The organism is Extensimonas vulgaris (genome assembly GCF_003337425.1).
GTDB classification, from domain to species: domain Bacteria; phylum Pseudomonadota; class Gammaproteobacteria; order Burkholderiales; family Burkholderiaceae_C; genus Extensimonas; species Extensimonas vulgaris.
This window is the reverse complement of record NZ_QPJU01000001.1, coordinates 312250-338879: the sequence shown is the minus strand read 5'-3', so window position 1 is coordinate 338879 and position 26630 is coordinate 312250. Positions and strand designations below refer to the sequence as shown.

Here is a 26630-nt window from a genome sequence, read left to right as displayed (position 1 = left end):
CCGCGTGCCCTACGGCACGCTGCTGTGCGTGAGCGACAAGCCGCTGCACGGCGAAATCAAGCTGCCCGGCATGGCCAACCAGTTCTACCGCGAGCGCGTCGATCAGCACCTGCGCATAGGCATGCACGCCATCGACATCCTGCGCAACTCCGGCGTGCAGCGCCTGCACAGCCGCAAGCTGCGCAGCTTTGCCGAGGTGGCGTTTCAGTGAGGGTTTGTGGGCTGCGCGTGGCGCAAGTGGCGCTCTTTTTTAAGTAGCTGCTTGCGCTTGATGTACCTTCGTAAAAGGCGTATTTCTTTCAAAAGTTTCCGCCCCTTGGCTTCTTGCATGGGTGACGGACGTACTTACGCGGTAGTGGGCCAGCGGTCGTTTTTCTCGTTTTTCAATGCGTTCACGATATCCGCGGCAGAGGTGCCGCAAGCATCACACCAATCGACCAACAGCACCACGTCCACGTAGCTCTGGCCGCGCTCGACTTTGGAGACGAACGACTGCCCGAGTTGCAGCCGCCGCGCCAATTGCGCCTGTGTCAACCCCGCGTTGCGGCGCGCTGCGCGCAGCAAGGAGCGCAGACGTTGGTAGCGGGACTCATGCAGGGAGCTGGACACGGCCGCGCATCGTCGTGGCGCAGCCAAAATATTCCAGATAAGACTTTTTGTGATAAGATGTTTCCTGCTCGGTCTGGCAGAACTGCAAAGCAGGGGGCCGAGCCGCGTGCAATCACCATCAACAAACCGAAAAAGGGGTTTTCATGAAAATGGCAGGGTTGAAAGAGGCAGCAGCCATCACGACGGCGCTCGCAGCGCTCGGATTGCTGGCGGGTTGCGGTGGAGGAGATGGAGGTTCCTCGGGCGCTACACCGACACCAGCGCCACAACCAGCGGCGGCATTGGCTGGGTTTTGGACCACTGCTGCGGGTGACGCGGCAGCGCTTGCGTTGGAAAGTGGTGAGGTATGGGCCATCGACACCACCGGTACGGCTTACAAAGGGCAGGTTTCGGCTTCCGGGCAGTCGTTTTCGGGAACCATCAGCGGTTGGCAGGGGACGGCAAAAGACACGGGTTCGATCCAGGGTAGTTTCGTTCCAAAGCAATCAATCACCGCCACTTTGCGCGCACCTTCCATCGGCACACAAAACCTCCAATATCAATACGTTACGGGCTACGACCAGCCCGCGAACATGCAGGCTTACGCGGGCTCGTACAGAGCCGATTCAGGCGCGATGTTGTCCATTAGTGCCAGCGGCAATGTGAATGGGTTTGTAGGGACATGTGGATTTTCAGGAACCGTGACGGCCGCAGAAAACGGCAAAAATTTCTTCCGCTTCAAACTTCAGTACGCAAATGCCGCTGCATGCGGCTACTTCAGTGGCAAGGCCACGGAGGGCATAGCCGCACCAGTGGATGCAAAAACGCTCTACACCGCTGAGGTGGCTACTGATGGTTCTGCAGGGTCGCCAAATAGGCTCGTGAAGCAGTGACCGTAAAGCAAGCAGTAGCAAGCGTCCAGCGGGCAAATTTCGATGCACGCTGGCGCGCGGCCTGATCCGATGCGCTTTACGGCCCGTGGCGTTTACCGATCGCTGTGCTGGTAAGGATCTTCCAAACCCAGGCCGCACAGAATTTCGGACTCACGCGCCTCCATGGCCTCGGCGTCGGCCTCGCTGGTTTCGTGGTCCCAGCCCTGCGCGTGCAGCGTGCCGTGCACGATCAGGTGCGCGTAGTGCTCGGCCAGGGGCTTGCCCAGCGCGCGCGCCTCGCTCTCGACCACGGGTGCGCACAGCACCAGGTCGGCCAGCACCATAGGCTCCTGCGCGTAGTCGAAGGTGAGCACGTTGGTTGCGTAGTCCTTGTGGCGGTAGTCGCGGTTCAGCGCGCGGCCTTCGTCACTGCTCACGATGCTAACGGTGAACTCGTCGTAGCGCGCGAGCGCATGGCGAATCCAGCGCCGCGCATGCTTGTGCGCCGAGGTTGGGGACGAGGGCAGCGCCGCTTCAGCCAGAGCCGCGCCGTCGCACTCGACATGGAAAGCGCCACCATCGCCGCGAACGGTTTTCGCTTTCGCGTGCCCTACGGCACGCTGCTGTGCGTGAGCGACAAGCCGCTGCACGGCGAAATCAAGCTGCCCGGCATGGCCAACCAGTTCTACCGCGAGCGCGTCGATCAGCACCTGCGCATAGGCATGCACGCGATCGACATCCTGCGCGCCGCCGGCGCGCAGCGCCTGCACAGCCGCAAGCTGCGCAGCTTTGCCGAAGTGGCGTTTCAGTGAGGGTTTGTGGGCTGCGCATGGCGCAAGTGGCGCTCTTTTTTAAATAGCTGCTTGCGCTTGATATATCTGCGTAAAATACCTTTTTAACCCAGATTGTCTATTCGGACGCGGGATGATTGTTCCCGTCATTGCGAGGGCCGAAGGCCCGCGGCAATCCATGGGGCCTTGGCAACAGCGCCTGCGCACGCCGCAATGGACAGGACTGGATTGCCGCGCCCCTGCGGGGCTCGCAATGACGGGTTTCTTTGCAGCGGCCAAAATGACCGCCAGCCGTCCGCCAGCGCCCGTGTAGGTGCGCAGCACCGCCGAATGGACAATCTGGGTTCAAATTTGTGGCGCACGCGCCGTGCCCTCTCGCAATTTCCCCACTGTCATGACCGCTCTGTTCCAAGTCCAGCACCTGCGCAAAAGCTACGGCGACCATGCCGTCGTCGATGGCTTGTCTTTTCATATCGACGCGGGCGAGTGCCTGGGCATCATCGGCCCGAACGGCGCGGGCAAGACCACCACGCTGCGCATGTGCCTGGGCCAGGCTGCGCCCGACGCGGGCAGCGTGCGCTTTACCGCGCAGCCGGGCGCGGCGCCGCTGTACATGCCGCGCGACGCGCTGGCGATCAAGGCGCAACTCGGCGTGGTGGCGCAGTTCGACACGCTCGACCCCGACTTCAGCTGCGCCGAGAATCTGCGCGTCTATGGGCGCTACTTTGGCCTGGGGCGCCGCGTGATGGACGCGCGCGTGCCGCAGTTGCTCGAATTCGCCGCGCTCGCCAGCAAGGCTGCAGCCCGGCCCGCGGAGCTCTCGGGCGGCATGCGGCGGCGCCTGTCGCTCGCGCGGGCGCTGGTCAACGATCCGCGCCTGCTTCTGCTCGACGAGCCCACGACGGGGCTGGACCCGCAGGCGCGCCACCTGATGTGGGAGCGCCTGCAGCTGTTGCTGCAGCAGGGCAAGTCGATCTTGCTGACCACGCATTTCATGGACGAGGCCGAGCGCTTGTGCACGCGCCTGCTGGTGCTCGACCACGGCCGCAAGATCGCCGAGGGCGCACCGCGCGCGCTGATCGCCGAGCACCTGGAGCGCGAGGTGGTCGAGGTCTATGGCGTGGGCGCGCTCACGCTCGCGCAGGACGCGGCGCTGCGCGCGCTCGCCGCGCGCGTGGAGACGAGCGGCGAGACGGTGTTCTTCTACACCCCCGACGCGCGCCCCTTGCTGCACGCGCTCGAGGCGCGCCCGCAGCTGCGCACGCTGCACCGCCCGGCGAATCTGGAGGATTTGTTCCTCAAACTCACGGGGCGGCAGATACGGGACGAGGGGTGAACCCAGATTGTCCGTTCGGCGGTGCTGCGCACCTACGCGGGCGTTGACTTAGGCCGCCCGCGGGCGCACCTTGCTCGCGGCGAGCTGGGCGCGGCTGCGCGCCGTGGCCACGTCGTCGGCGCGCGCGAGCGCCACGCCCATGCGGCGCTTGGCAAAGCTCTCGGGCTTGCCGAACAGGCGCAGGTCGGTGCCGGGCACGGCCAGCGCCTCAGCTACGCCGTCGAACACGACACCGCGCGCCTCCACGCCGCCGTAGATCACGGCGCTCGCGCCCGGGTTGCGCAGGCTGGTATCGACGGGCAGCCCGAGGATGGCGCGCGCGTGCAGCTCGAACTCGCTCTGCCACTGCGTGATCATGGTCACCATGCCGGTGTCGTGCGGGCGCGGGCTGACTTCGCTGAACCAGACCTGCTCGCCCTTGACGAACAGCTCCACGCCAAAAATCCCCTGGCCGCCGAGGTTGTCGGTCACGGCGCGCGCAATCTGCTGGGCCTTGTCGAGCGCCGCGGGCGGCATGGGGTGCGGCTGCCAGCTCTCGACGTAGTCACCCGCGACCTGCACGTGGCCGATGGGGGCGCAAAACTGGGTGGCGATCTGGCCGCCTGCGCCCGGCGCCTCCGGTGCACCCGACGCATTCGGTGCGCGCACCGTGAGCAGGGTGATTTCGTAGTCGAAGTCGATGAAGCCCTCGACGATCACCCGCGTCTGGTTCACGCGCCCGCCGGCCATGGCGTAGTCCCAGGCCTTGGCCACGTCGGCGGGGCCGTCGATCTTGCTCTGGCCTTTGCCCGAGCTGCTCATTACCGGCTTGACGATGCACGGGTAGCCGATGCCGCCGTCGATCGCGGCTTGCAGCTCGGCGAGCGAGTCGCAAAAGCGGTAGGGGCTGGTAGGCAGGCCCAGGGTTTCGGCCGCCAGGCGCCGTATGCCTTCGCGGTCCATGGTCAGGCGCGCCGCGCGCGCGGTCGGGATCACGCGCACCACACCCGCGGCTTCGAGCTCTTGCAGCACGGGCGTGGCAATGGCCTCGATCTCGGGCACGACGAGGTGCGGGCGCTCGGCTTCGATCAACGCCTTGAGCTGCGCCGCGTCGCTCATCACGATGGTGCGCGCATGGTGCGCCACCTGCTGGCCCGGCGCGTGTGCGTAGCGATCGACCGCGATGGTCTCCACGCCCAGGCGCTGCAGCGCAATCAGCACCTCCTTGCCCAGCTCGCCGGCACCCAGCAGCATGACTTTGGTGGCGTGGGGGGATAGCGGCGTTCCGATCGTGGTCATGGGTGGGCTCCAAGGGTGAAAAACGTGACTGTAATCGAGCCCTCGCCATGCGCATCAGCGCGCGCCGCCGCGCCCGGCCCGGTCGGCGCGGCGCCGGATGGGTGCCGGACGGGTGCCGGGTAGGGCAGGCGCCAACGATAATTCCTGCCGCACCGTTCCATTGCTCCACCCAGCGCAGCGCCCATGACCCCAAGCCTCCAGACACCCCCGCCCGCCCCCTCACTATGGCGCCCGCCCAGCCTGTCGCTGCGCTGGTGGCCGGTGTTTTTGCGCAATCTGCTCGTCTGGCGCAAGCTGGCCGTGCCCAGCCTGCTGGGCAACATCGCCGAGCCGCTGATGTGGCTCGTCGCCTTCGGTTACGGCATGGGGGCGTTGGTGGGGCAGATCGACGTGGGCGGCGGCCGGCAGGTGCCCTATATCCTGTTCCTTGCGAGCGGCTCGATCTGCATGAGCGCGATGAACGCCGCGAGCTTCGAGGCGCTGTATTCGGCCTTCTCGCGCATGCACGTGCAAAAAACCTGGGAAGGCATCCTGAACGCGCCCCTGCGCCTGGACGATGTAGTGCTGGCCGAGATGCTCTGGGCCGCGTTCAAGTCGATCTTCACGGTCACGGCGATCATGGGCGTGATGCTCGCGCTGGGCATCAGCCACAGCCCCAAGCTGCTCGTGGCCTGGCTGGTGCTGCTGGCCGTGGGGCTGATGTTTTCGAGCCTGGCGCTGATCTTCAATGCCCTCGCCAAGAGCTACGACTTTTTCACCTACTACTTCACCCTGGTGCTCACGCCCATGATGTTCCTCTCAGGCGTGTTCTTCCCGCGCGAGCAGCTCCCGCCGCTGGTGCGCACCCTCTCGGCGGCGCTGCCCCTGACAAACGCGGTCGAACTCGTGCGCCCCCTGTTCATGGACCAGTGGCCCGCCCAGCCCTTGCGCCACGTTTTGGTGCTCGCGCTCACCACCATCGGCGCCTTCTGGCTCGCGCTCGCACTCACGCGGCGGCGCTTTCGGGCTTGATGCGCCTGTGCAGAGTTGGTGTGCAGCGCCATGTCCACCCCCGCACCTTGCTTGCCCGCTCCGGCCGCCCCGGCCACTGCACGCCTGTTCCTTGCGCTGTGGCCGCCGGTCGGCTGGGCTGCAGACTTGGTGCAGCGCTTCGGCCTGGATGCTGCAGGCGCGCGCAACCGCAAGGTGCCGCCGCAGCAAATCCACCTGACTTTGCACTTTTTGGGGTCCGTGCCGCGGTCGCAGCTGCCGGCGTTGGTCGAAGGCTTGCGCGTGCCCTTTGCACCGTTCGATCTGGTCTTTCGCCGCTGCGAACGCTGGCCGCGCGGCATGCTCGTCGCGCTGCCCGATGCGTTACCGCCCGCGCTCGCAGCTTTGCACGCGGCGCTGGGCGCGGCGTTGCAGCGTCTGGGCCTGCCCGTGGAGCAGCGCGCGTTCCGCCCGCATATCACGCTCGCGCGGCGCTACGAGGCGGAAGATGCGCAAGAGGCGCCGGTGCCCGCAGCGCTCGCGAGCCCCGTGCGCTGGCATGTCTCGCGCTATGCGCTGGTCGAGTCGCACCCCGTGATGGCGCCCGACGCGCCGCGAAAGACCGTGGGCACGCGCTACCAGGTGCTGCACCATTACAACGCCAGCGCCGCGCCGAGGTAAAAGCCAATCTCGCCCACCTGCTGCACGGCGCCCAGGCAGTCGCCCGTGTAGCCTTGCAGGCGCCGCGCAAAGCGCCACGCAAGCCACGCCGCGGCGAGCGCGCTGAGCGTGCAAGCTGCTACCAAAAACAAAGCTGACTGCGCCCACCACACGAACGCCAGCGGCATCAAACACCACAAAAAGGCCGTCGCCAGCGCGTTGGAGCTGATCTGGTCGGCCAGCGGCTTGCTTTTGGAGCGTGCGCTGTCGCCCACGTGCGCCAGCGTGCGCACCACGAGCAGCGGCCACAAGCGCGACAGCACGTGCGCACCCGCGAGTGCCGCGAGTGCAGGCGTGGGGTTTTGCGCGCCCAGCAGCGCGAGCAGGCTGACCTTGGCCAGCAGCGCGAGCACCAGCGCCATGGCGCCAAACGCGCCGATGCGCGAATCTTTCATGATTTCGAGCGCACGCGCGCGCTCCAGACTTCCGCCGAGCCCGTCGGCCACGTCGCACAGGCCGTCTTCATGAAAGCCGCCCGTGAGCAGCACCGTGGCGATGGTGCTGAATACCGCCGCCACTGCGCTCGCCCCGGGCTTGGGCGCGAGCGCCAGGTGCAAGGCCGCATACACGAGCGCCGCCGCGCCCGCGACGATCCAGCCCACGCCCGGAAAATGCGCAGCGCTCGCGCGCAGCAAGGCCGGGCTGTAACCCACCCAGCGCGCGAGCCGGCCCGTGACCGGAATGCGCGTGAAAAACTGCAGCGCGAGCAGGTAGTGGCGCAGGGCTTGGCGCATCGAGTTGATCCTGAATCGATAGCTGCTCGCGCTTATCCAATCTGGGCTAAAGGCCGATTTGGCTCAAAATTCAGCGCAAGAAGAGTTGGTACGCCGGGTTGTCCGTCTCTTCCACCCAGGGGTAGCCCAACGTGGCCAGAAACTCTGCGAACAGCGCATCGTCCTCGGGCGGCACCTGCAGGCCCACAAGGATGCGGCCGTAGTCCGCACCCTGGTTGCGGTAGTGGAACAGGCTGATGTTCCAGCTCGGCTGCATCAGGCTCAAAAACTTGAGCAGCGCGCCGGGCCGCTCGGGGAAGACGAAGCGCAGCAGGCGCTCGTCCTGCGCGAGCGCGGAAGGGCCGCCCACGAGGTGGCGCAGATGCTCCTTGGAGAGCTCGTCGTGCGTGAGGTCCAGCGCGCGAAAACCGTGGCGCTCGAAGTGCTGGGCGATTTTTTTCGACTCGCCGCGCCCGTGCGTGGTCAGGCCCACGAACACGTGCGCGAGCGCGGCGTCGCTGATGCGGTAGTTGAACTCGGTCACGTTGCGCGGCCCGCCGGGCAGGCTGCCGATGAGCTCGCAAAAGCGCCGAAAGCTGCCGCGCTCTTCGGGAATCGTCACCGCGAGCAGCGCCTCGCGCTCCTCGCCGACCTCGGCGCGCTCGGCCACGAAGCGCAGGCGGTCGAAGTTCATGTTTGCACCGCACAAAATGGCCGCGTAGGTCTCGCCGCGCGTCTTGTGCTGCGCCACGTACTGTTTGATCGCCGCCACGGCGAGCGCGCCCGCGGGCTCGACGATGCTGCGCGTGTCCACGAAGACGTCCTTGATCGCCGCGCACACCGCGTCGGTGTCCACGCTCACGAAGCCATCGACCAGCCCGCGCGTGATGCGAAACGTCTCCTCCCCCACGAGCTTCACGGCCGTGCCGTCCGAAAACAGGCCCACGTCGGGCAGGGTGACGCGCTCTTGCGCCTGCACCGAGCGCAGCATGGCGTCGGAGTCGTTCATCTGCACGCCGATCACCTTGATCTCGGGGCGCACGGCCTTGATGTAGTTCGCCACGCCGCTCACGAGCCCGCCGCCGCCGATCGCGACGAACACCGCGTCGAGCCGGTTGCTGCCCAGGCTTTGCAGCTGGCGCAGGATTTCCATCGCGATCGTGCCCTGGCCTGCGATCACGTCCGGGTCGTCGAACGGATGCACGAAGGTCAGGCCCTGTTCGCGCTCGAGCTGCACCGCGTGCGTGTAGGCGTCGGAATAGCTGTCGCCCCACAGCACCACCTCGCCGCCCAGCGTCTTGACGGCGTCGATCTTGAGCTGCGGCGTGGTCGTGGGCATGACGATCACGGCGCGCGTGCCGAGCTTGTGCGCGCTCATGGCCACGCCCTGCGCATGGTTGCCCGCCGAGGCGCAGATCACCCCGCGCTGCAATTGCTCGGGGCTGAGCTGCGCCATCTTGTTGTACGCGCCGCGCAGCTTGAAGCTGAACACAGGCTGCTGGTCTTCGCGCTTGAGCAGCACCTTGTTGTGCAGGCGCCGGCTCAGGTTGCGCGCGGGCTCGAGCGGCGACTCCACCGCCACGTCATAGACGCGCGCGGTGAGGATTTTTTTCAGGTAGTCGAAAGGGGTCAGGTGTGAACTCATGGGGCAATCGAGAGGAAGCCAGCGCGTGCGGGGCCGTCATCATAGGCCGTGGCAGTCGCCGGGAAAGGCGCGAAAAGGCGCACAAGAGCGCAAAAAAGGCAAAAAAAAAAGCCCCAGGCGTTGCGGCCCGGGGCTGAATCCATCCTTTGAGGAGATGGAGGAGACAATCGAGGCGTTGCTACAAAGAATCAACGCATGGCGCTACTGTAGCACAGCATTTGTTGCAATGCAGCAAAAAACGCTTCATGAACCCAAGGTGTTGCAAAAGCGGCACAAACCAGCTGGAGGAATTTGGAATATGGAATGCACAGTTACCTGGACCGGCGCGGCCGGCACGCGCTCGGCCATGGGCTTCGTGGCAGAAACCGGCAGCGGCCACGTGCTCGCCATGGACGGCGCGCCCGACGCCGCCAACCCCGCCAACGGCGGCCAGAACCTGGCGCCGCGCCCCATGGAAACCGTGCTCGCGGGCACGGGCGGCTGCACGGCCTACGACGTGGTACTGATTCTCAAGCGCGGGCGCCACGACGTGCGCGGCTGCAGCGTCAAGCTCACGGCCGAACGCGCCGACACCGACCCCAAGGTGTTCACACGCATCCACATGCACTTCACCGTGACGGGCAAGGGCATCCCGCCCGCGGCGGTGCAGCGCGCCATCGCCATGAGCCACGAAAAATACTGCTCGGCCAGCATCATGCTGGGCAAGACGGCGCAGATCAGCACCGGCTTCGAGATCGTGGAGGTTTGAGCAAAGAGGTCACGACTTACGCAAAACGGGGTCAGGCAAGGCGCTTGTCCCCTGACAAAAAACGTTGCTGCATCCTTGTTTGCGTAAGTCCAGGAGGTCTGAGTGCGCCGCTGCTGGCGCGGCAAGTCAAATGAAATGCGCCGTCGTCGTCATGACCTTGGCGGCGAGTTTCATGAGCGCACGCGCGGGCGGCGGCAGCTCGATCGCGCCGGCGGCGCGCGCGTTTGCGGCGTGGCGCTCCTCGTCGTCCTTCATGCGCGCCACCACGGCGCGCGAGGCGGCGTCCTGCGCGGGCAGGCGCTGCAAATGGCTTTGCAGGTGTGCGGACACCTGGTTTTCCGTCTCGACCACGAAACCCAGGCTCACGCGGTCGCTGACCTTGGCCGCAACCAAACCGATGGCAAATGCGCCCGCGAACCACAGCGGGTTGAGCAGGCTGGGGCGCGCGCCCAGTGCGTCAATGCGCTCGCGCGTCCAGGCCAGGTGGTCGAGCTCCTCGCGCGCGGCCTGCAAAAGATGCTGGCGCAAGGCCGCATCGCGCGTGACGGCCGCCTGCGCCGTGTAGAGCGCCTGCGCGCAGACCTCGCCCACGTGGTTCACACGCATCAACGCGCCCGCAAGGCGCTTTTCCTCGGGCGAGAGCGCGGCGTCCGTCTGTGCGCTGGCGGGCGCAGCCGATGCCGCAGGTGATTCTTGCGCAGCCTTGGGATTGGCGAACAAGGTGCGCAATGCCGTATCGGCAGCAGTAAGCAAGGAGTCCATGCAATGGCTATGAAAGCAAAAGGGGAATGTGGAGGCATGAAATGTGCTTGTCGCATCCCGAGAGAGGCGGCACAAGTGCGGGGCATTGTAGATCGAGGCGCTGACGACAAAGTCGAAAGAGGAGGTTTTATAGAGATAGATCAATGGGTTAGGGCATATTTTTGCAATACGGCATGAAAATGACAGGCCGATCAAAGAGCGGACTGTTGCGGTGCAGCAACGGGTTAACCCTAGGCTGCGCTTTTTCTTTGCGCAATACGCCTGCGTCTGGTGCAATAACAGCAACTTCCTGGACAAGGAGGTTGTCGCCCGGTGATGTAGAGGCATGCAACTTTTACATGTCCCACGCATCCAACCGGCGCTGCATGTTTAACCCAAAGGAGTATTCGCAATGAAAAAGTCTCTGATCGCCTTGGCTGTCCTGGCAGCTTCTGGCGCTGCCATGGCGCAATCTTCCGTCACCCTGTTTGGCGTGATGGACGTGGGTGTGGGGCACAGCTCTGGCACCAACTCGGTGACCGGCCTGACCAACGGTGGCCTCAAGACGAGCCGTCTGGGCGTTCGTGGTGTGGAAGACCTCGGCGGTGGCCTCAAGGCTGGCTTCTGGCTCGAAGCCGGCATCAACGCTGACACCGGCGACGGCAACAAAAACGGCGCCTACGGCGGCGGTCTGCAATTCAAGCGCCGCTCGACCATCAGCCTGATGGGCGACAACTGGGGTGAAGTGCGCCTCGGCCGCGACAACGCCGTGCACTACAACAACTTGCTGGCCTTCGATCCGTTCGAGGCTACTGGCTCCGGCAGCCTGATGAAGAACCAGATCACCGGCATCGACGATCGCAAGAGCAACACGATCAGCTACTTCCTGCCTTCGAACCTCGGCGGCTTCTACGGCCAGGTGCAATACATCTTCGGCGAGAAGGCTGGCAGTGCTGCTCCGTATAACACCAACATGACCAACAACGGCGATGGCTATGGTGTGCGTGGCGGCTATGCCAACGGCCCGCTGAACATCGGCGCCGACTACATGAAGATCAAGAAGAACGCTTTGTCCGACAAGGATCCTACGAAGGCAAGCTCCGCTCTCCTGCAGGACGCAGAGGCTTACAGCATCGGCGCCAGCTACGACTTCGGCGTGATCAAGCCCTTCGCGATGTGGAGCCAGGAAAAGGCCAAGTCGGAAGGCGGTCTGCCTGAGAAGAAGTACCAAATGTGGCTGGTCGGTCTGACTGCTCCCGTGGGCCCTGGTGTGGTGCGTTTCTCGTACAACGACCTGCGTAACAAGAGCGATAACGCTCCGAACGACAAGTCCAAGCAGTACGCTCTGGGTTATGTCTATAACCTGTCCAAGCGTACCGCTCTGTATGGGACGTACTCGCACGTCTCCAATGACGGTGTCGCTGCACGCGGTACTGGCATCAGCGGTCTGTCCGGCATAACGATCAAGGCTGGCGAGTCCGTCAACGCCTACGAGTTCGGTATCAGCCACTCGTTCTAATCCCTCCGAGGCTGCTTTGCGCGGCCTTTGGGTGTGATTCCAAGCCAAACGCCAGCCCATGGGCTGGCGTTTGGCGTTTTGGCGTTCAAAAGTTCAAAAAACAAGCATGCACCCCGCCTGCACTTTATCGGCCGGGATATGCTCGCTGCATGAGGTCGATGCTGGATGCGGTTTTGCGCGCAGGCCCGATGCGCGGCAGTTGCCGGTACAGCCAGGCATTGCGCAGGCGCCGTCGTGCAATGCAAACAAAGGGTGAAGGATGATTCCAAAGATCGGATTGCTCATCATTGGCGATGAAATCTTGTCGGGCAAACGCGCTGACAAGCACATGGCCAAAGTCATGGAACTGCTTGCCGCACGTGGACTGCGGCTGGCCCATGTGGCGTATGTCGGTGATGACCCGGTGCGCATCACGAGCAGTTTGCGCGCCGCATTTGCGTCGGGCGACATCGTTTTTTCATGCGGAGGCATTGGCGCGACGCCCGACGATCACACGCGCCAGTGTGCCGCGCGTGCTCTGAACGTGGAGCTTGCTCTGCATCCCGAGGCAGAGGTTTTGATTCGCGAGCGCATGCAGGACATGGCGCGAGAGCAAGGGCTGCCGTACGAGCCGCAGCGCCCTGACAACGTGCAGCGCCTGCAGATGGGCATGTTTCCTGTCGGGGCGCGCATCATTCCGAATCCCTACAACAAAATTCCGGGGTTCAGCTGCTTTGGCAAGGGGCCGGGTGCGGTACATTTCGTCCCCGGCTTTCCCGTGATGGCTTGGCCCATGATCGAGTGGGTGCTGGCGCGTTACTACGCTGCGCTCTTTCACCGTGCGCCGCAGCAAGAACGCTCGGTGCGCATCTTCGGCGTCCAGGAGTCAGAGCTCGTTGCGCTGATGGAGCGGATAGAGCGCCAGCATCCGCGTGTGCGCACCTTCAGCTTGCCCAGCGTCGATGACCCGATTCATGGCCGTCACATCGAAATTGGCGTCAAAGGCCCGACCGAACATGTGGCCGCAGCCTGGGAGATATTGCTGGCAGGACTGCGCGAAATTGGTGCAGAACAAGGTGCCGAAACGGTGCGAAACGGTTGATTCACTTTTTTCATGCAAAAAATGCACCGAGATGGTGCATTCGCGATCGCGGGGAACGTGTGTGGGCTTCTGGCGCGCTGTCGTGGTGCAGTGGCGGCTTGGGCTGGCACGGTAACTGCTTTTAGTTTGTTGCTCTGGACTTGCGCAAACAAGGATGCCGCAAAGTGTTTTGCCAAGGGGCGAGCGCCTTGCCTGCCCCCGATTTGCGTAAGTCGTGTTGTTATTTTTCATTGCCTTTTCTGGAGAACCTGATGGCCAAAACCGTTGCAGACGTGATGAAGATGATCAAGGAAAACGAAGTCAAGTTCGTTGACTTTCGCTTTACCGACACCCGTGGCAAGCAGCAGCACACCACGGTGCCGATCTCGCATTTCGATGAAGACAAGTTCATTTCCGGGCACGCCTTCGACGGCTCCTCGATCGCCGGCTGGAAGGGCATCGAAGCGTCCGACATGCAGCTGATCCCTGACCCGAATACGGCCAATATCGATCCGTTCTTCGAAGAAACCACGCTGATTTTGACCTGCGACGTGATCGAGCCCAGCGACGGCAAAGCCTACGACCGTGATCCGCGCTCGATCGCCAAGCGCGCCGAGGCCTACCTCAAGGCCTCCGGCCTGGGGGACGCCGCATTTTTCGGCCCCGAGCCCGAATTCTTCATTTTCGACGGCGTGCGCTGGAGTACCGAGCCCGGTCACGTGATGTATGAGATCGAGGAATACGAGGCCCCCTGGAATTCGGGTACCAAGATGGAATCCGGCAACCGCGGCCACCGCCCGACGGTCAAGGGCGGGTACTTCCCCGTGCCGCCCGTGGACAGCACGCAGGACATGCGCGCCGAGATGTCGCTGATCCTCGAATCCCTGGGCATTCCGGTCGAGGTGTTCCACCACGAAGTGGCGGGTGCGGGCCAGAACGAAATCGGCACCAAGTTCAGCACGCTGGTCGAGCGCGCCGACTGGACGCAGTTGCAAAAATACGTGATCCACAACGTGGCCAACGCCTATGGCAAGACGGCGACCTTCATGCCCAAGCCCTATGCAGGCGACAACGGCTCGGGCATGCACGTGCACCAGTCGGTGTGGAAAGACGGCAAAAACCTGTTCGCGGGCGACGGTTATGCGGGCTTGTCGGAGTTTGCGCTCTATTACATCGGCGGCATCATCAAACATGCACGCGCGCTCAACGCCATCACCAACCCTGGCACGAACAGCTACAAGCGCCTGGTGCCGCACTTCGAGGCGCCGGTGAAGCTCGCGTATTCGTCGCGCAACCGCTCGGCGTCGATCCGCATTCCTTACGTGGCCAACCCCAAGGGGCGGCGCATCGAGGCGCGCTTCCCTGATCCGCTGATGAACCCCTACCTCGGGTTTGCGGCCATGCTGATGGCCGGGCTCGACGGCGTGGAAAACAAGATCCATCCGGGTGAAGCCGCAACCAAGGACTTGTACCACCTGCCGCCCGAAGAGGACAAGCTGGTTCCCACCGTGTGCCATAGCCTAGACCAGGCGCTCGAGGCGCTGGACAACGACCGCGCCTTCCTGACCAAGGGCGGTGTGTTCACCGACTCCATGCTCGACGCTTACATCGAGCTGAAGATGGGCGAAGTGACGCGCTATCGCATGGCCGTGCATCCGGTCGAATACGACATGTATTACTCGCTCTGATGAGCGCAAGATGCCCCGTCTGCACGCGGCATCGGTGCGAGAAAAAGGCGGCCTCAGTCGCCTTTTTTCGTTTTCAGCTGCGCGGCAGTGGGGGCGAAGGGCTTGGCGAATTGCGGGATACTTGCGAATCCAACCCCGCCAGCGACACTCAGTCCGCCGGCCCCGCACGAGGAAGATGAATGACAAAACCGCCCACCACGCCTTTGCTGTTGCTCGCTCTTGCCGTGGCCGGTGCTGCGGCGCCGGCTTGGGCGCAAAACCGGATTTACCGCTGTGGCAACGAATACACCAACGATGCCACGCGGGCCAAGGAGCGCGGGTGCAAGCTGGTCGAAGGGGGCAACGTCACCGTGGTGCCGGGAATGCGTCCGGCGCCCGCGTCGGGTGCGGCTCCTTCGGCTGCGCCTGCAGCCGCGCCGCGTGTGAACGACAGCGAGCAGCGTGCGCGCGACAGCGATGCGCGCGCCATTCTCGAGGCCGAGCTGCGCAAGGCCGAGGCGCGCCGCGCCGAATTGCTCAAGGAATACAACGATGGCTTTCCGCAGCGCAGCGCGCTCGAAATGCGCAACGTGCAAGCCTACCAGGAGCGCACGGCCGCGCTCAAGGCCGAAATCGACCGCGTGGAGAGCGATATTGCGAGCCTGCGCCGCGAGCTGGGGCGTCTGCCGGCCTCGTCGGGCGGCAGCAAATGAGCGAGGCGCGTAGGCCGGCATCGGGCTGCGCGGCGGGCGACCATGCAGGCTGAGCGTTTTCAGGCGCTGGACTGGATGTCCACCCTGGTGGCCGTGCTCGATGGCGAGGGCGCGGTGCGCTTTGCCAACGCGGCGCTGGAAAACGCGCTGGGCCTGTCGCGCCGCACGCTCGAAGGGGTGGAGTTTGCGAGCTTTTTTGCGCAACCGGCGCTGCTGCAGATGGCCCTGGTCAGCGCGCGGCAGCAGGAAGCTGCGGGGCTGCGCTTCGAGGCCAGCCTCAGGGGTTTGCAGCACGAGCTGATTCCCGCGCACGTGAACGTGGCCGCCATGGATGGGCAGGGCGACATTCTGGTCGAGCTGTGGCCGCTCGAGCAGCACGCGCGCCAGGATCGCGAGGAGCGCCTGCGCGAGCAGGTGCAGGCGAACAAGGAACTGATCCGCAACCTGGCGCACGAGATCAAGAACCCACTGGGCGGCATACGCGGCGCGGCGCAGTTGCTCGAGATGGAGCTGGGCCAGCGTGAGCTGCGCGAATACACGCAGGTCATCATCCACGAGGCCGACCGCCTGCAGGCGCTGGTCGATCGCCTGCTGGCGCCGCACCGCCATCCGCACCAGGTGGGCGACGTGAACATCCACGAGGTCTGCGAGCGCGTGCTCGCGCTGGTGCTGCTCGAGCATCCGCAGGGCTTGCACGTGGAGCGCGACTACGACGCCTCCATCCCCGAGTTCCGCGGCGACCGCGCGCAACTGATCCAGGCCCTGCTGAACATCGTGCAGAACGCGGCGCAGGCCCTCGCCGAGCGCATCGCCGCGGGCGACGCCTGCATCACGCTGCGCACGCGGGTGCTGCGCCAGGTGACCTTTGGGCGCAAGCGCTATCGGCTGGCATTGGAATTGCATGTCATCGACAACGGGCCGGGCGTGCCGGAAGCCATCAAGGACAGGATTTTTTATCCCTTGGTGTCGGGGCGCGAAGGCGGGTCGGGGCTGGGGCTGACGCTCGCGCAGACTTTCGTGCAGCAGCACGATGGCTTGATCGAGTGCGAGAGCGAGCCCGGACGCACCGACTTTCGCATCCTGCTGCCGCTGCCTTGAGGCGGGCGCACTGCCGGTGATGTCTGGCGAGTGCTGCGCTGCGGCCAGCGCGCCAGGCTCGCCCGAGATGCAGCAAACAAACGGAATGTGGAGAGACGCATGAAGCCGATCTGGATAGTAGATGACGACCCTTCGATCCGCTTCGTCCTGGAAAAGGCGCTGGCGCGCGAAGACCTGCCCACGCGCAGCTTTTCGCATCCGCGCGAAGTGCTCGAGGCCCTGGCCGACGTGGCATCGGGCGACGACGCGCAGCAAGGGCCGCAGGTGCTCGTGAGCGACATCCGCATGCCGGGTGGCTCGGGCCTGCAGCTGCTCGAGAAAGTGCGCGAACGCGAGCCGGGGCTGCCGGTCATCATCATGACGGCGTACTCTGATCTCGATAGCGCGGTATCGGCGTTCCAGCGCGGCGCGTTCGAGTATTTGCCCAAACCGTTCGATCTCAACAAGGCGGTGGAGCTGATCCGCCGCGCGGTCGAGGAGCGCCAGCGCGAGGAGGTCGTCGAGGACGGCCAGAGCGCAGCGCCCGAGATGCTCGGCCAGGCGCCGGCGATGCAGGACGTGTTTCGCGCCATCGGGCGCCTGAGCCAGAGCCAGGTCACGGTGCTGATCACGGGCGAGTCGGGCACGGGCAAGGAGCTCGTGGCGCGCGCGCTGCACAAGCACTCGCCCGTGGCGGGCGGGCCGTTCGTGGCCATCAACACGGCTGCGATCCCCAAGGACTTGCTCGAATCCGAGCTGTTCGGCCACGAGCGCGGCGCCTTCACGGGCGCGCAGACGCAGCGGCGCGGGCGCTTCGAGCAGGCCGAGGGCGGCACGCTGTTCCTCGACGAGATCGGCGACATGCCGTTCGACTTGCAAACGCGCCTGCTGCGCGTGCTCTCGGACGGGCAGTTTTACCGCGTCGGCGGGCATGCGGCCGTGAAGGTGCGCGTGCGCGTGATCGCCGCGACGCACCAGGACCTGGAGCGGCGCGTGAAGGAAGGGGCGTTCCGCGAGGATTTGTTCCACCGCCTCAACGTGATCCGCCTGCGCTTGCCGCCGCTGCGCGAGCGGCGCGAGGACATTCCCATGCTCACGCGCCATTTTCTGCAGCACAGCGCGCGCCAGCTCGGCGTGGAGCCCAAGCGCATCTCGGACGCGGCGCTCGCGCGGCTGCAGCAGTTTGCCTTTCCGGGCAACGTGCGCCAGCTCGAAAACATCTGCCACTGGCTCACGGTGATGGCGCCGGCGCAGGTGATTTCGGTGCAGGACTTGCCGCCCGAAGTGCTCGAGGCGCCCGCGCTCGAAGCGCCGGCCTCTGCGCCCGCCGCCGCCAGTGGCGCTGCGACGCTGGCACCTACAACGGCGGCACCTGCGGCACCTGTAGCACCTGTGGCAGCGGCGTTTGCCGCGCCGCCAAGCCCTGCGCCGCTGGCGGCCAGCACGCCGGCAGGAGCCTGGGGCATGGCGGCGGCTGCAGTGCCGCTGGCGGCGCAGCCCGCATCGGTGAACGGCACGCGCGCAGCAGCGGCGGAAGGAGCCGGCGCAGGCGATTGGGAGCGCTGGCTCGAGGCCGAGGCGCAAAAGCTGCTCGCGAGCGGCCACAGCGAGGTCTGGGACGCGCTCACGCGCCGCTTCGAGTCGCGCCTGATCCGCACCGCGCTCGCCGCGACGCACGGCCGGCGCATGGAGGCGGCGCAGCGCCTGGGCATAGGGCGCAACACCATCACGCGCAAGATCCAGGAGCTGGGGCTGGACGCGCCGCCCGAGTGATCGTTTATCCCAGATTGTCCTGTTGGCACGCGGGCCGATCGTCCCCCGTCATTGCGAGGGCCGCAGGCCCGCGGCAATCCATGGGGCCTTGGCAACAGCGCCTGCGCACGCTGCATAGGACGGGACTGGATTGCCGCGCCCCTGCGGGGCTCGCAATGACGGGTTTCTCCGCCTTGGCCGCAATGCCTGTTCGCCGTCCGCCAGCGCCCGTATAGGCCCGAAGCGCTGCCTCATGGAGAATTTGGATTTATAAAGAAATTGCCAGTTTGTGTAGTCTGGATAAGCGCAAGCAGCTACTTTTATGGTAGCTACAACTGCGACTCTATCGGCAGCCAGCTGAGCACGCGCACGAGGGCGCGTTGCCAGAATTCGGTGTCGGGTTCGGTGTCCAGCGCCTGGCGCGTGCCTTGCGCGTCGGGCGTGCCGAGCCAGCGCAGCCCGCCTTGCGCGTCGCGTTGCAGTCCGTAGCTCGCGGCGGGTTGCATGGCGTGCGCCACCATGGCGCGCACTTCGGCGGCGAGCGCGGCGTCGTCGAACATCACGCCCATTTCGGTGTTGAGCTGCGCCGAGCGCGGGTCGAAGTTGAACGAGCCCACGAAGCCGCGCTGGCCATCGACCACCACCGCCTTGGTGTGCAGGCTCGCGCCGCTGCTGCCCATGCGGTACGTGCTTTCGGCGCTGCCGCGGCGCAGCTCGTACAAATGCACGCCCGCGGCGAGCAGCGCCGGGCGGTAGCGCAGGTAGCCCGCGTGCACCACGGCCACGTCGGTGGCGGCGAGCGAATTGGTCAGCACGCGCACGTCCATGCCGCGCGCGGCCTGGCCTGCGAACAGCAGCGTCCCCGCCTCGCCGGGCACGAAGTAGGGCGAAACCAGCCAGTTTTCCCGCCGCGCGCTGTAGAGCAGCGCCTGCAGGTCGTACATCAACCAGTGCGCGGGCGCGCGGCGGCTGGCGAAGGGGGCAGCCTTTTGCGGCGGGTCGGAGAGCACGCGCAGCTGCGGCGTCCAGTGCAGGCGCAGCGCGCCGTGCAGGCTGTCGGCGAGCGGCGGGGCCTGCTGGACTTGGTGCAGGTAGTCGGACGCGCGCGCCTGCTGCAGCCAGGCGCTGCGGCGCCGCTGCAGCTGCCCGGCGTCCGCGGCCGGCGCGCCAGGGTGCAGCGCGCGCAGCGGGATCACTTCGGCGCTGTTCCAGAACGCGTCGAAGATCGCGCTCGCCTGCGCCACGGCGGGGCCGAGCAGCAGCAGGTCGGCGTCGTGGAAGTTGACCTGCTGCGCCGCGTCGAAATACTCGTCGCCCACGTTGCGCCCGCCGACCAGCGCCACGCGGCCGTCGGCGATCCAGGCTTTGTTGTGCATGCGCCGGTTCACGCTCACGAAGCGCAGCCCCATTTCGATCGCGCGCCGCAGCGTGGTGCTGCGGTTGCGCGCGGGGTTGAACAGGCGCACTTCGAGCTGCGGGTGCGCGTCCATCGCGAGCAGCAGGTCGTCGCGCCCGGCGGTGTTCATGTCGTCGATCAGCAGGCGCACGCGCACGCCGCGTTCGGCGGCGGCGAGCAGCTCGTTTTTGAGCAGCCGGCCCGTGAGGTCGTCGCGCCAGATGTAGTACTGCACGTCCAGGCTGCGCTGCGCCGCGCGCGCGGTCTGCGCGCGCAGCGTGAAGGCCTGCACGTTGCGCGTGACGAGCGCCGCCGCGCTTGCATCGGGGTGCGCGGCGAGCAGCGGCGCGACGAGCCGATCGAGCGCCGTGGCGTCGGGCTGCGGCGCCAGCGCGTGCGCCGGGGGCCCTTGCGCGCGCCGCGCGAGCTGCCCCCAGGACCACAACGCGAGCGCCGAGAGCAGCGCCAGCAGCGCGAGCGCGATCAGCAGCCAGCGCAGCATCGCTCGCATTTGCGCCTGTAAATTTGGATCAAATCGGCCATTTTCCTAGGTGAAATAAGCGCAAGAAGCTCTCAAAAAGAAAGCGTCACGAGCACTGGCGCGTGGTCGCTCGGCGGGCGCACCTTGCGCTGCGCACGGTCGATGGTGCAGGCGCGCACGGCGGGACGCAGGGCTTCGCTCACGAGGATGTGGTCTATGCGCAGGCCGCGGTTCTTCGGGAACGCGAGCATGCGGTAGTCCCACCACGAATAGCTTTTTTCGGGCTGCTCGAACAGGCGGAAGGCATCGACCAAGCCCAGTTGCAGCAGCGCGCGGAAATGTTCGCGCTCCTGCGTCGTGTGGTGGATGGTCTCGCGCAGGCCCTCGGGGTCGTAGGAGTCGCGGTCTTCAGGCGCGATGTTGAAGTCGCCCATGAGCACCAGCCGCGGGTGGGCCGCAAGCTCGCCGCGCAGCCAGTCGCGCAGCGCCTCGAGCCAGCGCATTTTGTAGGCGAACTTCTCCGAGCCAGGCTCCTGGCCATTGACCACGTAGGCATTGACCACGCGCAGCGGCCCCGCGGCCGTGTCCACCGTGGCGGTGAGGACGCGCGCCTGGTCGTCGGCAAAGCCGGGGATGTTTTGGACCACGTCGCGCAAGGGCGTGCGGCTCAAGGTGGCAACGCCGTTGTAGGTGCGCTGGCCGAACACCGCGGCTTCGTAGCCGGCTTCGCGGAAGGCCTCGGCGGGGAATTTGTCCGCGGTGAGCTTGAGCTCCTGCAGGCACAGCACATCGACGGGGTTGCGCGCGAGCCAGTCGAGCACCTGCGGCAGGCGCACTGCGAGGGAGTTGACGTTCCAGGTGGCGAGTTGCATACGATTTTGGCCTCTATGGCAGATATATCAAGCGCTAGGCGCTATGGATCAAGGAGTCATCCGCGGCGCCTTTGCGCTCGTAGCGCACGAAGCTGAACGGCAGGCCGCTGGCGCTCTGGTGCGTGCTGCGCGCCGTTTCTGCCCATTCGGGCCCGAGCGTAGGGGCAAAGGCATCGCCGGGGAAGTCCTGCGCGATTTCGGTGGCCTCGATGCGCGTGGCCAGCGGCAGGGCCTGGGCATAGACCTGCGCGCCGCCGATCACCCAGACGGTGCCAGGTTGCTCGCATGATTGCAGCGCCTCACGCAAGTCGGATGCGCGCTCTGCGCCATTTTCATGCCAATCTGGCTGGCGCGTAAGCACGATGTTGCGCCGGCCCGGCAGGGGGCGAAAGCGCGGCGGCAGCGAGTCCCAGGTCTTGCGCCCCATGATCACGGGCGCGCCCAGCGTGAGCTGCTTGAAGTGCGCCAAATCTTCGGGCAGGTGCCAGGGCATGCGCCCCTGGTGGCCGATCACGCCATTGGCGGCGCGCGCGAAGATCAGGCACACCTGCAGCGTGGGCGGCTGCGCGCAGGGCGCGGCGCAGCCTGGGGTGGACGCAGAAGGCGGATAAAGCTGGGAAGGGGTTGGGGCAGACATGCCGCTATTGTGCGGTGCCTGTGGGGCTTGTGGCCTGCGGAGCGGCGGGCGGCTCAGGGGCTGGTGCTGCGAGCGGGGCGGCAGCAGGTGTGGCCGGAGGTGCGGCCGGAGGTGCGGCCGGCGGCTGGGCAAGGGGTTCTGTGGCAGTCACCTTGGCCCGGCGCGCGGGCCAGAGCACGCTGGCGATGGCGAGCATCACGAACAGCATGGCGAGCCAGTCCTGCCAGTGCGGCCGCTCGCCCACGATGAAAGTGGCGCTGAGCGTGCCCACGAGCGGGATGGCGAGCACGCTCATGCCGCTGACGGCGGGGGGCAGGTTGCGTGCCATGCTGAACCAGATCAGCTGCGCGACGCCGTAGTTGACCAGCACGCCATAGGCAAGGCTGATCCACATCGGCGCCGAAAACGCCGCCACGTGCGGCACGGGCTCGAGCAGCAGCGCCAGCGGCCACAGCGCGAGCGCGCCCAGCAGCAGCATCCACACCGTGACCACCAGGGGCGAGAGCGTGAGGTGCGCGCGCCGGAACATCAGCGTGCCGATGGACCAGCACAGCGCCGCGCCCAGCATCCAGGCCACGCCCGTGGGGCGGCCGCTCAGGCTTTGCAGTTCGTTCCACAGCAGCAGGCCGATGGCGAGCGCCGCGCACAGCACCGCCAGGCGCACGCGCGGGGTGATGGGCTCGGCAAAGAACAGGGCGCCCAGCACCACGGTGATGATGGGCATGGTAAAGCCCAGGATGGCCGCGCGCCCCGAGGCGAGCTCCTGCACGCCGAAGATCGACAAGGTGTGCCAGCCCAGCACGTTGGGCAGCCCCAGCAGCACGATGGCGCCCCACTCGCGCCCGCGCGGCCACATGCGCGCGCCCGTGCGCAGGGCCAGATAGATGAACAGCCAGGCCGCGCCGAGCAGCATGGTGCTCGCGCGGAAATACAGGGGCGTGAGCTGCTGCAGCGAGAGCTTCATCATGGGCCAGTTCACGCCCCACATGAGCGTGAGCGCGAGCAGGCCCCAGAGTTGGCGGCGGGTGATCATGGATGCGCGGGGCGATGGTTGGTGGGGTGGCGGCGGGCGTGGCATTGTCGCGCGGGTTCAGCCCTTGACCTTTTCCGCCGCGCCTGCGTTCTCTGCGTCCTCTTCCTCGTCCAGCCCCAGCGCCTCGGCGCCCAGCAGGTCTGACGCTTCGGCTGCGGGCAGCTCCTCCACGTCGCGCAGTTTGCGTTCGATGGCGCGCGTGCGCACGCCGATGTCCTTGAATTTGTTTGCGGCGGCGTCGATCGAGCGGCGCGTGGAATCGACGATCTCGCCGAACTTGCGGAATTCCGTCTTGACGCCCGCGAGCAGGTTCCAGACTTCGGACGAGCGCTTTTCGATCGCCAGCGTGCGAAAGCCCAGGCGCAGGCTGTTGAGCATGGCCGCGAGCGTGGTCGGGCCCGCGACGACCACGCGGTAGTCGTTTTGCAGCGCCTCGACCATGCCCGGCACGCGGCAGACTTCGGCAAACAGTCCCTCGGTAGGCAGAAACAGGATGGCAAAGTCGGTCGTGTGCGGCGGGCTCAGGTACTTGGTGGCGATTTTTTTCGCTTCCTGGCGGATCGAGGCCTCGAATGCCGCGGCCGCCTGCTGCACCTGCGCGCCGTCGAGCGCCTCGTGCGCGTCGAGCAGGCGCTGGTAGTGCTCGATTGGGTACTTGGAGTCGATCGGCAGCCACACCGTCTCGTCGGCGCTCTTGCCGGGCATCTTGATCGCGTATTCGACCAGATCGTTGCTGCCGGGCACGGTCTTGACGTTCTGGCCGAACTGTTCGGCCGTGAGCAGGCTCTCGATGATCGCGCCGAGCTGGATTTCGCCCCAGGTGCCGCGCGTGCGCACGTTGGTCATCACGCGCTTGAGGTCGCCCACGCTGCCCGCGAGGGTTTTCATCTCGCCCAGGCCCGCGTGCACCTGTTCGAGCCGCTCGCTCACGAGCTTGAACGAGTCGCCCAGGCGCTGCTCCAGCGTGGCGTGCAGCTTTTCATCGACGGTGCGGCGCATGGCCTCGAGCTTGGCGCTGTTGTCGGCCTGGATCGCCGCGAGGCGCTCGTTGAGCGCGCTGCGCAGTTGCTCGGAATTGTGCTGCGCGCCCTGCGCGAGCGCGGCGAGCTGCTGCGCGAGGGTTTCTTGCAGCGTGGAAAACTGCTGGCGCAGCTGGCTGCCGTGGCCTTGGAGCTGGTCCTTGAGCGCGGTGGAGAGCACGCCCAGCTGCGTGCCCACGTCGGCCTTGAGCGAATCGAGCGTGGCCTGCGTGGCGCTGCGCAGCGCTTCGAAGCGCTGTTCGATCTGCTGCTCGAACGCGGCCGCGCTCTGCGCGAGCGCTGCGCGCGCGGCCTGCGTCTCGGCGACCAGCTGCTGCAGCGTGGCGCCGAGTTCGGCGCGAAAGGCGTGCAGCGTCTCGGCCAGCTCCTTGCGCGCCGCGGCGGCTTCGGTCTGCGCCTGTGCTGCCAGGGCCAGCTGCGCCTTGCCCGATTCGTCGAGTCGCCCGAGCAAGGCCAGCTGCAGCGAATCGAAGCGCCCGCCCATCGAGGCGTCGAAGCCGCCGATGCGCTGCTCGAGCTTGGCTTCGAAGCTGCGCTGCGCCGCGAGCAGCTCGCCGCGCCCGTTGCGCGCCTCGGCCAGCGTCTGGTCGAGCTTGCCGTCGAGCTTCGCGCCCACGGCCTCGCGCGTGGCCTCCAGGCTCTGCGCGGTGCTCTGCGTCAAGGCGCGCAACTGCTGCTCCACGCGCTCGCTGCCCGCCTCGCTGCGCGCCTCACTGCGCGCACTGGCCTGCGCGAGCGCCTGCAGGTTCTGCTCCAGCACCCCGAGCCGCGCTAGCAAGTCCGCGGGCGTCTCCCAGCGCGGCTTGCGCAGCAGCAGCGCCAGTTGCAGCAGCACGACGAGCACGAGCAGCGCGCTCGTACCAATGATGAAGAAAAGTCCGGGGTCGCCCATAGGGAGTCCTTGAGGGGAGGGGGAGGAATGTTCTAGAACTACGCTATTGATAGCTGCATGCGCTTGATATATGAGCGCTATATGGCATTTTGATGCTTTACTCTTTGGTGCCTTTTGCTTTGCAGATCGCACCGACGCCAGCCGCGACAAAGCCGGCGCCCAAAATACCCAGCAGCCACTTCGTGCCGCGCGTTCCCAAGTCGAAGACCCCCGTGTCCGGGCTATTACCGATGGGGTCGAGGAATAGGGCAATGAAGAGCAGCAAGGCGCCTATGCCGAGCAAGGCGGTGATTTCTATGCGCTTGGACGGTGGGCGAGGAGTGAGCATGGGGGTGGCGTGTGGCGACGTGTCATGGGATGGTAGAGATGCAGTCCCGAACTCCCCAAATTTTGGGAGGCAAATGCAATCATTATTTGCTAGCATTGGGGCGTGAATACGAAGCAGCGCAAGACTTTGCTGTCTATTTTTGCCAAGCCGACATCGTCCGCCATCGTCTTTGCCGACATCGAGGCCTTGATTGTCGCCCTTGGGGGTGAAGTGCATGAGCGCGCCGGCTCGCGTGTCAAGATCGTGCTGCGCGGCGAGCAGTGGCTCTGTCATCGCCCCCATCCCGGCAAGGAGGCCAAACGATACCAAGTCGAGGAGGTGCGCGAGTTGTTGGAACGGGTAGGAGTCAAGCCATGAACACCATGACGTACAAGGGTTATACAGCCCGCATCGAGTTCGACGAGCGGGACAATATTTTCATCGGCCGCGTGCTCGGGCTGCGCAGCATCATCAGCTTTCATGGAGAGACGGTGGATGAGCTGCGTCAAGCGATGGCGGATGCCATCGACGACTTCCTCGCAGATTGCGAGGAACGAGGCGTCAAGCCGGAAAAGCCCGCCTCGGGCAAGCTCATGCTGCGCGTGCCGCCCGAAGTGCATGGCGCGGCCCTGATGGCTGCGCAGGCCGCGGGCAAGAGCCTGAACCAGTGGGCGACCGAGGTCATTCAAGAAGCGGCCCATGGCTGAGCGCAATTCGAGCATGGCGTGCGCCCAATGAATAGCTCCGCTAAAAGTAGCATCTTGCGCTTGATAGACAGCACTAGCGGCATTTTTGCCCCCTATTCGCAAACCCCCTACACCGCCACCGGCGCCTTGATCGCCGGGTGGTGCTGGTAGTCGCGCAGTTGGAAGTCATCGAATTCGTAGTCGAAGATGCTCGGCGGGCGGCGGCGCAGGTGTAGTTCGGGGTAGGGGTAGGGCGTGCGCGCGAGTTGGGTTTGCACCTGCTCGGTGTGGTTGCTGTAGATGTGGCAGTCGCCGCCGGTCCAGATGAAGTCGCCCACGTCCAGGTCGCACTGCTGCGCCACCATGTGCGTGAGCAGCGCGTAGCTCGCGATGTTGAAGGGCACGCCGAGGAAGATGTCGGCGCTGCGCTGGTAGAGCTGGCAGCTCAGCGTGCCGCGCGCGCCGGGCGTTTGCGGCGGGGCCACGTAGAACTGGAAGAAGGCGTGGCAGGGCATGAGGGCCATTTTGTCGAGCTCGGCCACGTTCCAGGCGCTCACGATGATGCGGCGCGAGTCGGGGTTGGTCTTGAGGGTGGCGATCACGGCGCTGATCTGGTCTATGGCGGCGTGCGGGTTTTCGGGCGTGGGCGCGGGCCAGCTGCGCCACTGCACGCCATAGACGGGGCCGAGGTCGCCGTCGGGGCCGGCCCATTCGTCCCAGATCGTCACGCCGCGCTCCTGCAGCCAGCGCACGTTGCTATCGCCACGCAAAAACCACAGCAGCTCGAGCGCGACGGACTTGAAGTGCACCTTTTTCGTCGTGACCAGCGGAAAGCCCTCGCGCAGGTCGAAGCGCATCTGGTAGCCGAACACGCTGCGCGTGCCCGTGCCCGTGCGGTCGCCCTTGTGCACGCCGTGCGTGAACACGTGGCGCATGAAGTCTTCGTATTGCGAGCGCACGGGGCGCGCGGCGGCGGGGCTGGTGAGGGTGGATGGAGGCGTGGGCGTCGTCATGGTGCGAGAGGGGGCAAAAGAGGGGGGTGGCCGATGTCGCTCGGCGCACAACAGATTCACTGACGCAAATCGGGGTGAGGCAGG

Annotated in this window: 26 protein-coding genes and 2 pseudogenes; 15 read left to right on the top strand and 13 right to left on the bottom strand. The window is 65.8% G+C overall.

The window, feature by feature from the left end; genetic code table 11:
- Positions 1–211, top strand: a pseudogene (locus DFR45_RS01510) (AMP nucleosidase); the annotation flags it as partial.
- Positions 212–345: 134 nt separating this feature from the next.
- Here DFR45_RS01510 and DFR45_RS01505 read toward each other — a convergent pair.
- Positions 346–609, bottom strand: coding sequence for a helix-turn-helix domain-containing protein (locus DFR45_RS01505; protein WP_114481926.1), 264 nt, complete (start codon positions 607–609; stop codon positions 346–348).
- 143 nt (positions 610–752) lie between these two features.
- Here DFR45_RS01505 and DFR45_RS14290 point away from each other — a divergent pair, with 143 nt between their 5' ends.
- Entirely contained in the window at positions 753–1481 is a 729-nt protein-coding gene (locus tag DFR45_RS14290; protein WP_144686923.1) for a hypothetical protein, read from the top strand.
- A 92-nt stretch (positions 1482–1573) separates the two neighbouring features.
- Here DFR45_RS14290 and ybeY read toward each other — a convergent pair whose 3' ends face one another.
- Entirely contained in the window at positions 1574–2002 is a 429-nt protein-coding gene (gene ybeY, locus DFR45_RS01500) for an rRNA maturation RNase YbeY (protein ID WP_114482186.1), read from the bottom strand.
- Here ybeY and DFR45_RS01495 point away from each other — a divergent pair.
- Both DFR45_RS01495 and DFR45_RS01490 read left to right on the top strand, forming a co-directional pair.
- A pseudogene (locus DFR45_RS01495) lies at positions 1988–2272 on the top strand (AMP nucleosidase); the annotation flags it as partial. The gene ybeY and the pseudogene DFR45_RS01495 overlap by 15 nt on opposite strands.
- A gap of 373 nt (positions 2273–2645) precedes the next feature.
- Positions 2646–3587 (top strand): ATP-binding cassette domain-containing protein, encoded by a 942-nt coding sequence (locus DFR45_RS01490; RefSeq protein ID WP_114481925.1) that lies wholly within the window; start codon positions 2646–2648, stop codon positions 3585–3587.
- A 48-nt stretch (positions 3588–3635) separates the two neighbouring features.
- Here the strand turns inward: DFR45_RS01490 and purT are convergent, their stop codons facing one another.
- Complete coding sequence (purT, locus tag DFR45_RS01485) at positions 3636–4865, bottom strand: formate-dependent phosphoribosylglycinamide formyltransferase (protein WP_114481924.1); 1230 nt, start codon at positions 4863–4865, stop codon at positions 3636–3638.
- A gap of 183 nt (positions 4866–5048) precedes the next feature.
- Here purT and DFR45_RS01480 point away from each other — a divergent pair, with 183 nt between their 5' ends.
- Both DFR45_RS01480 and thpR read left to right on the top strand, forming a co-directional pair.
- Entirely contained in the window at positions 5049–5876 is an 828-nt protein-coding gene (locus tag DFR45_RS01480; RefSeq protein WP_114481923.1) for an ABC transporter permease, read from the top strand.
- Positions 5877–5906: 30 nt separating this feature from the next.
- Entirely contained in the window at positions 5907–6515 is a 609-nt protein-coding gene (gene thpR, locus DFR45_RS01475) for an RNA 2',3'-cyclic phosphodiesterase (protein WP_144686922.1), read from the top strand.
- Here thpR and DFR45_RS01470 read toward each other — a convergent pair.
- Positions 6488–7288 carry an adenosylcobinamide-GDP ribazoletransferase gene (locus tag DFR45_RS01470; RefSeq protein ID WP_114481921.1) on the bottom strand — a complete coding sequence of 267 codons (801 nt, stop codon included), beginning with the start codon at positions 7286–7288 and terminating at the stop codon, positions 6488–6490. The two genes, thpR and DFR45_RS01470, sit on opposite strands and share 28 nt — an antisense overlap.
- 70 nt (positions 7289–7358) lie before the next feature.
- Complete coding sequence (ilvA, locus tag DFR45_RS01465; RefSeq protein WP_114481920.1) at positions 7359–8912, bottom strand: threonine ammonia-lyase, biosynthetic; 1554 nt, start codon at positions 8910–8912, stop codon at positions 7359–7361.
- A gap of 298 nt (positions 8913–9210) precedes the next feature.
- On the opposite strand from ilvA, the gene DFR45_RS01460 reads away from it, so the two are divergent.
- Positions 9211–9660: an OsmC family protein gene (locus tag DFR45_RS01460; protein ID WP_114481919.1), complete on the top strand. Its 450-nt coding sequence runs from the start codon at positions 9211–9213 to the stop codon at positions 9658–9660.
- 126 nt (positions 9661–9786) lie between these two features.
- On the opposite strand, the gene coq7 is transcribed toward DFR45_RS01460, so the two are convergent.
- Positions 9787–10422 (bottom strand): 2-polyprenyl-3-methyl-6-methoxy-1,4-benzoquinone monooxygenase, encoded by a 636-nt coding sequence (coq7, locus tag DFR45_RS01455; RefSeq protein ID WP_114481918.1) that lies wholly within the window; start codon positions 10420–10422, stop codon positions 9787–9789.
- 391 nt (positions 10423–10813) lie between these two features.
- Here coq7 and DFR45_RS01450 point away from each other — a divergent pair, with 391 nt between their 5' ends.
- The 6 genes from DFR45_RS01450 (at position 10814) to ntrC (ending at position 18210) form a co-directional block, all read left to right on the top strand.
- Positions 10814–11920, top strand: coding sequence for a porin (locus DFR45_RS01450; protein WP_114481917.1), 1107 nt, complete (start codon positions 10814–10816; stop codon positions 11918–11920).
- 259 nt (positions 11921–12179) lie between these two features.
- The gene (locus DFR45_RS01445; protein ID WP_114481916.1) at positions 12180–13001 is read left to right on the top strand and encodes a competence/damage-inducible protein A; all 822 of its coding nucleotides are present in this window, start codon (positions 12180–12182) and stop codon (positions 12999–13001) included.
- Between the two features lie 251 nt (positions 13002–13252).
- Positions 13253–14668 (top strand): type I glutamate--ammonia ligase, encoded by a 1416-nt coding sequence (glnA, locus tag DFR45_RS01440; protein ID WP_114482185.1) that lies wholly within the window; start codon positions 13253–13255, stop codon positions 14666–14668.
- A 179-nt stretch (positions 14669–14847) separates the two neighbouring features.
- Entirely contained in the window at positions 14848–15360 is a 513-nt protein-coding gene (locus DFR45_RS01435; protein ID WP_241659379.1) for a hypothetical protein, read from the top strand.
- 42 nt (positions 15361–15402) lie between these two features.
- The gene (glnL, locus tag DFR45_RS01430; protein ID WP_277752673.1) at positions 15403–16458 is read left to right on the top strand and encodes a nitrogen regulation protein NR(II); all 1056 of its coding nucleotides are present in this window, start codon (positions 15403–15405) and stop codon (positions 16456–16458) included.
- Between the two features lie 99 nt (positions 16459–16557).
- Positions 16558–18210 (top strand): nitrogen regulation protein NR(I), encoded by a 1653-nt coding sequence (gene ntrC / locus DFR45_RS01425; RefSeq protein WP_114481914.1) that lies wholly within the window; start codon positions 16558–16560, stop codon positions 18208–18210.
- Positions 18211–18518: 308 nt separating this feature from the next.
- On the opposite strand, the gene DFR45_RS01420 is transcribed toward ntrC, so the two are convergent.
- The 6 genes from DFR45_RS01420 to DFR45_RS01395 form a co-directional block, all read right to left on the bottom strand.
- Positions 18519–20096, bottom strand: coding sequence for a phospholipase D family protein (locus tag DFR45_RS01420; RefSeq protein WP_114481913.1), 1578 nt, complete (start codon positions 20094–20096; stop codon positions 18519–18521).
- 62 nt (positions 20097–20158) lie between these two features.
- Positions 20159–20938: an exodeoxyribonuclease III gene (locus DFR45_RS01415; protein ID WP_114481912.1), complete on the bottom strand. Its 780-nt coding sequence runs from the start codon at positions 20936–20938 to the stop codon at positions 20159–20161.
- 34 nt (positions 20939–20972) lie between these two features.
- Positions 20973–21491: a dihydrofolate reductase gene (locus DFR45_RS01410; protein WP_114482183.1), complete on the bottom strand. Its 519-nt coding sequence runs from the start codon at positions 21489–21491 to the stop codon at positions 20973–20975.
- Positions 21492–21579: 88 nt separating this feature from the next.
- Positions 21580–22608, bottom strand: coding sequence for a DMT family transporter (locus DFR45_RS01405; RefSeq protein WP_144686921.1), 1029 nt, complete (start codon positions 22606–22608; stop codon positions 21580–21582).
- A gap of 57 nt (positions 22609–22665) precedes the next feature.
- Positions 22666–24540, bottom strand: a complete 1875-nt coding sequence (locus tag DFR45_RS01400) for a DNA recombination protein RmuC (protein WP_114481911.1) — start codon at positions 24538–24540, stop codon at positions 22666–22668.
- A gap of 97 nt (positions 24541–24637) precedes the next feature.
- On the bottom strand, positions 24638–24868 hold the full coding sequence (locus tag DFR45_RS01395) for a hypothetical protein (RefSeq protein WP_114481910.1): 231 nt from the start codon (positions 24866–24868) through the stop codon (positions 24638–24640).
- A gap of 102 nt (positions 24869–24970) precedes the next feature.
- On the opposite strand from DFR45_RS01395, the gene DFR45_RS01390 reads away from it, so the two are divergent.
- A complete protein-coding gene (locus DFR45_RS01390; protein WP_114481909.1) occupies positions 24971–25225 on the top strand; it encodes a type II toxin-antitoxin system HicA family toxin in 255 nt (84 codons plus the stop codon).
- On the top strand, positions 25222–25554 hold the full coding sequence (locus DFR45_RS01385) for a type II toxin-antitoxin system HicB family antitoxin (protein ID WP_114481908.1): 333 nt from the start codon (positions 25222–25224) through the stop codon (positions 25552–25554). Before DFR45_RS01390 ends, DFR45_RS01385 begins: the two co-directional genes overlap by 4 nt.
- A 107-nt stretch (positions 25555–25661) precedes the next feature.
- On the opposite strand, the gene DFR45_RS01380 is transcribed toward DFR45_RS01385, so the two are convergent.
- The gene (locus DFR45_RS01380; protein ID WP_114481907.1) at positions 25662–26546 is read right to left on the bottom strand and encodes a thymidylate synthase; all 885 of its coding nucleotides are present in this window, start codon (positions 26544–26546) and stop codon (positions 25662–25664) included.
- Between the last annotated feature and the right edge of the window lie 84 nt (positions 26547–26630).

What these genes read in the sequence shown, in the direction of transcription:
- DFR45_RS01470 (WP_114481921.1), bottom strand. Translation starts at nt 7,288, where the DNA reads ATGCGCCAAGCCCTGCGCCACTACCTGCTCGCGCTGCAGTTTTTCACG.
- DFR45_RS01415 (WP_114481912.1), bottom strand. Translation starts at nt 20,938, where the DNA reads ATGCAACTCGCCACCTGGAACGTCAACTCCCTCGCAGTGCGCCTGCCG.
- DFR45_RS01380 (WP_114481907.1), bottom strand. Translation starts at nt 26,546, where the DNA reads ATGACGACGCCCACGCCTCCATCCACCCTCACCAGCCCCGCCGCCGCG.
- DFR45_RS01450 (WP_114481917.1), top strand. Translation starts at nt 10,814, where the DNA reads ATGAAAAAGTCTCTGATCGCCTTGGCTGTCCTGGCAGCTTCTGGCGCT.
- DFR45_RS01395 (WP_114481910.1), bottom strand. Translation starts at nt 24,868, where the DNA reads ATGCTCACTCCTCGCCCACCGTCCAAGCGCATAGAAATCACCGCCTTG.
- DFR45_RS01400 (WP_114481911.1), bottom strand. Translation starts at nt 24,540, where the DNA reads ATGGGCGACCCCGGACTTTTCTTCATCATTGGTACGAGCGCGCTGCTC.
- DFR45_RS01385 (WP_114481908.1), top strand. Translation starts at nt 25,222, where the DNA reads ATGAACACCATGACGTACAAGGGTTATACAGCCCGCATCGAGTTCGAC.
- glnA (WP_114482185.1), top strand. Translation starts at nt 13,253, where the DNA reads ATGGCCAAAACCGTTGCAGACGTGATGAAGATGATCAAGGAAAACGAA.
- DFR45_RS01460 (WP_114481919.1), top strand. Translation starts at nt 9,211, where the DNA reads ATGGAATGCACAGTTACCTGGACCGGCGCGGCCGGCACGCGCTCGGCC.
- DFR45_RS01420 (WP_114481913.1), bottom strand. Translation starts at nt 20,096, where the DNA reads ATGCGAGCGATGCTGCGCTGGCTGCTGATCGCGCTCGCGCTGCTGGCG.
- DFR45_RS01435 (WP_241659379.1), top strand. Translation starts at nt 14,848, where the DNA reads ATGACAAAACCGCCCACCACGCCTTTGCTGTTGCTCGCTCTTGCCGTG.
- ntrC (WP_114481914.1), top strand. Translation starts at nt 16,558, where the DNA reads ATGAAGCCGATCTGGATAGTAGATGACGACCCTTCGATCCGCTTCGTC.
- DFR45_RS01490 (WP_114481925.1), top strand. Translation starts at nt 2,646, where the DNA reads ATGACCGCTCTGTTCCAAGTCCAGCACCTGCGCAAAAGCTACGGCGAC.
- DFR45_RS01405 (WP_144686921.1), bottom strand. Translation starts at nt 22,608, where the DNA reads ATGATCACCCGCCGCCAACTCTGGGGCCTGCTCGCGCTCACGCTCATG.
- DFR45_RS14290 (WP_144686923.1), top strand. Translation starts at nt 753, where the DNA reads ATGAAAATGGCAGGGTTGAAAGAGGCAGCAGCCATCACGACGGCGCTC.
- DFR45_RS01445 (WP_114481916.1), top strand. Translation starts at nt 12,180, where the DNA reads ATGATTCCAAAGATCGGATTGCTCATCATTGGCGATGAAATCTTGTCG.
- thpR (WP_144686922.1), top strand. Translation starts at nt 5,907, where the DNA reads ATGTCCACCCCCGCACCTTGCTTGCCCGCTCCGGCCGCCCCGGCCACT.
- coq7 (WP_114481918.1), bottom strand. Translation starts at nt 10,422, where the DNA reads ATGGACTCCTTGCTTACTGCTGCCGATACGGCATTGCGCACCTTGTTC.
- ilvA (WP_114481920.1), bottom strand. Translation starts at nt 8,912, where the DNA reads ATGAGTTCACACCTGACCCCTTTCGACTACCTGAAAAAAATCCTCACC.
- DFR45_RS01480 (WP_114481923.1), top strand. Translation starts at nt 5,049, where the DNA reads ATGACCCCAAGCCTCCAGACACCCCCGCCCGCCCCCTCACTATGGCGC.
- purT (WP_114481924.1), bottom strand. Translation starts at nt 4,865, where the DNA reads ATGACCACGATCGGAACGCCGCTATCCCCCCACGCCACCAAAGTCATG.
- glnL (WP_277752673.1), top strand. Translation starts at nt 15,403, where the DNA reads ATGCAGGCTGAGCGTTTTCAGGCGCTGGACTGGATGTCCACCCTGGTG.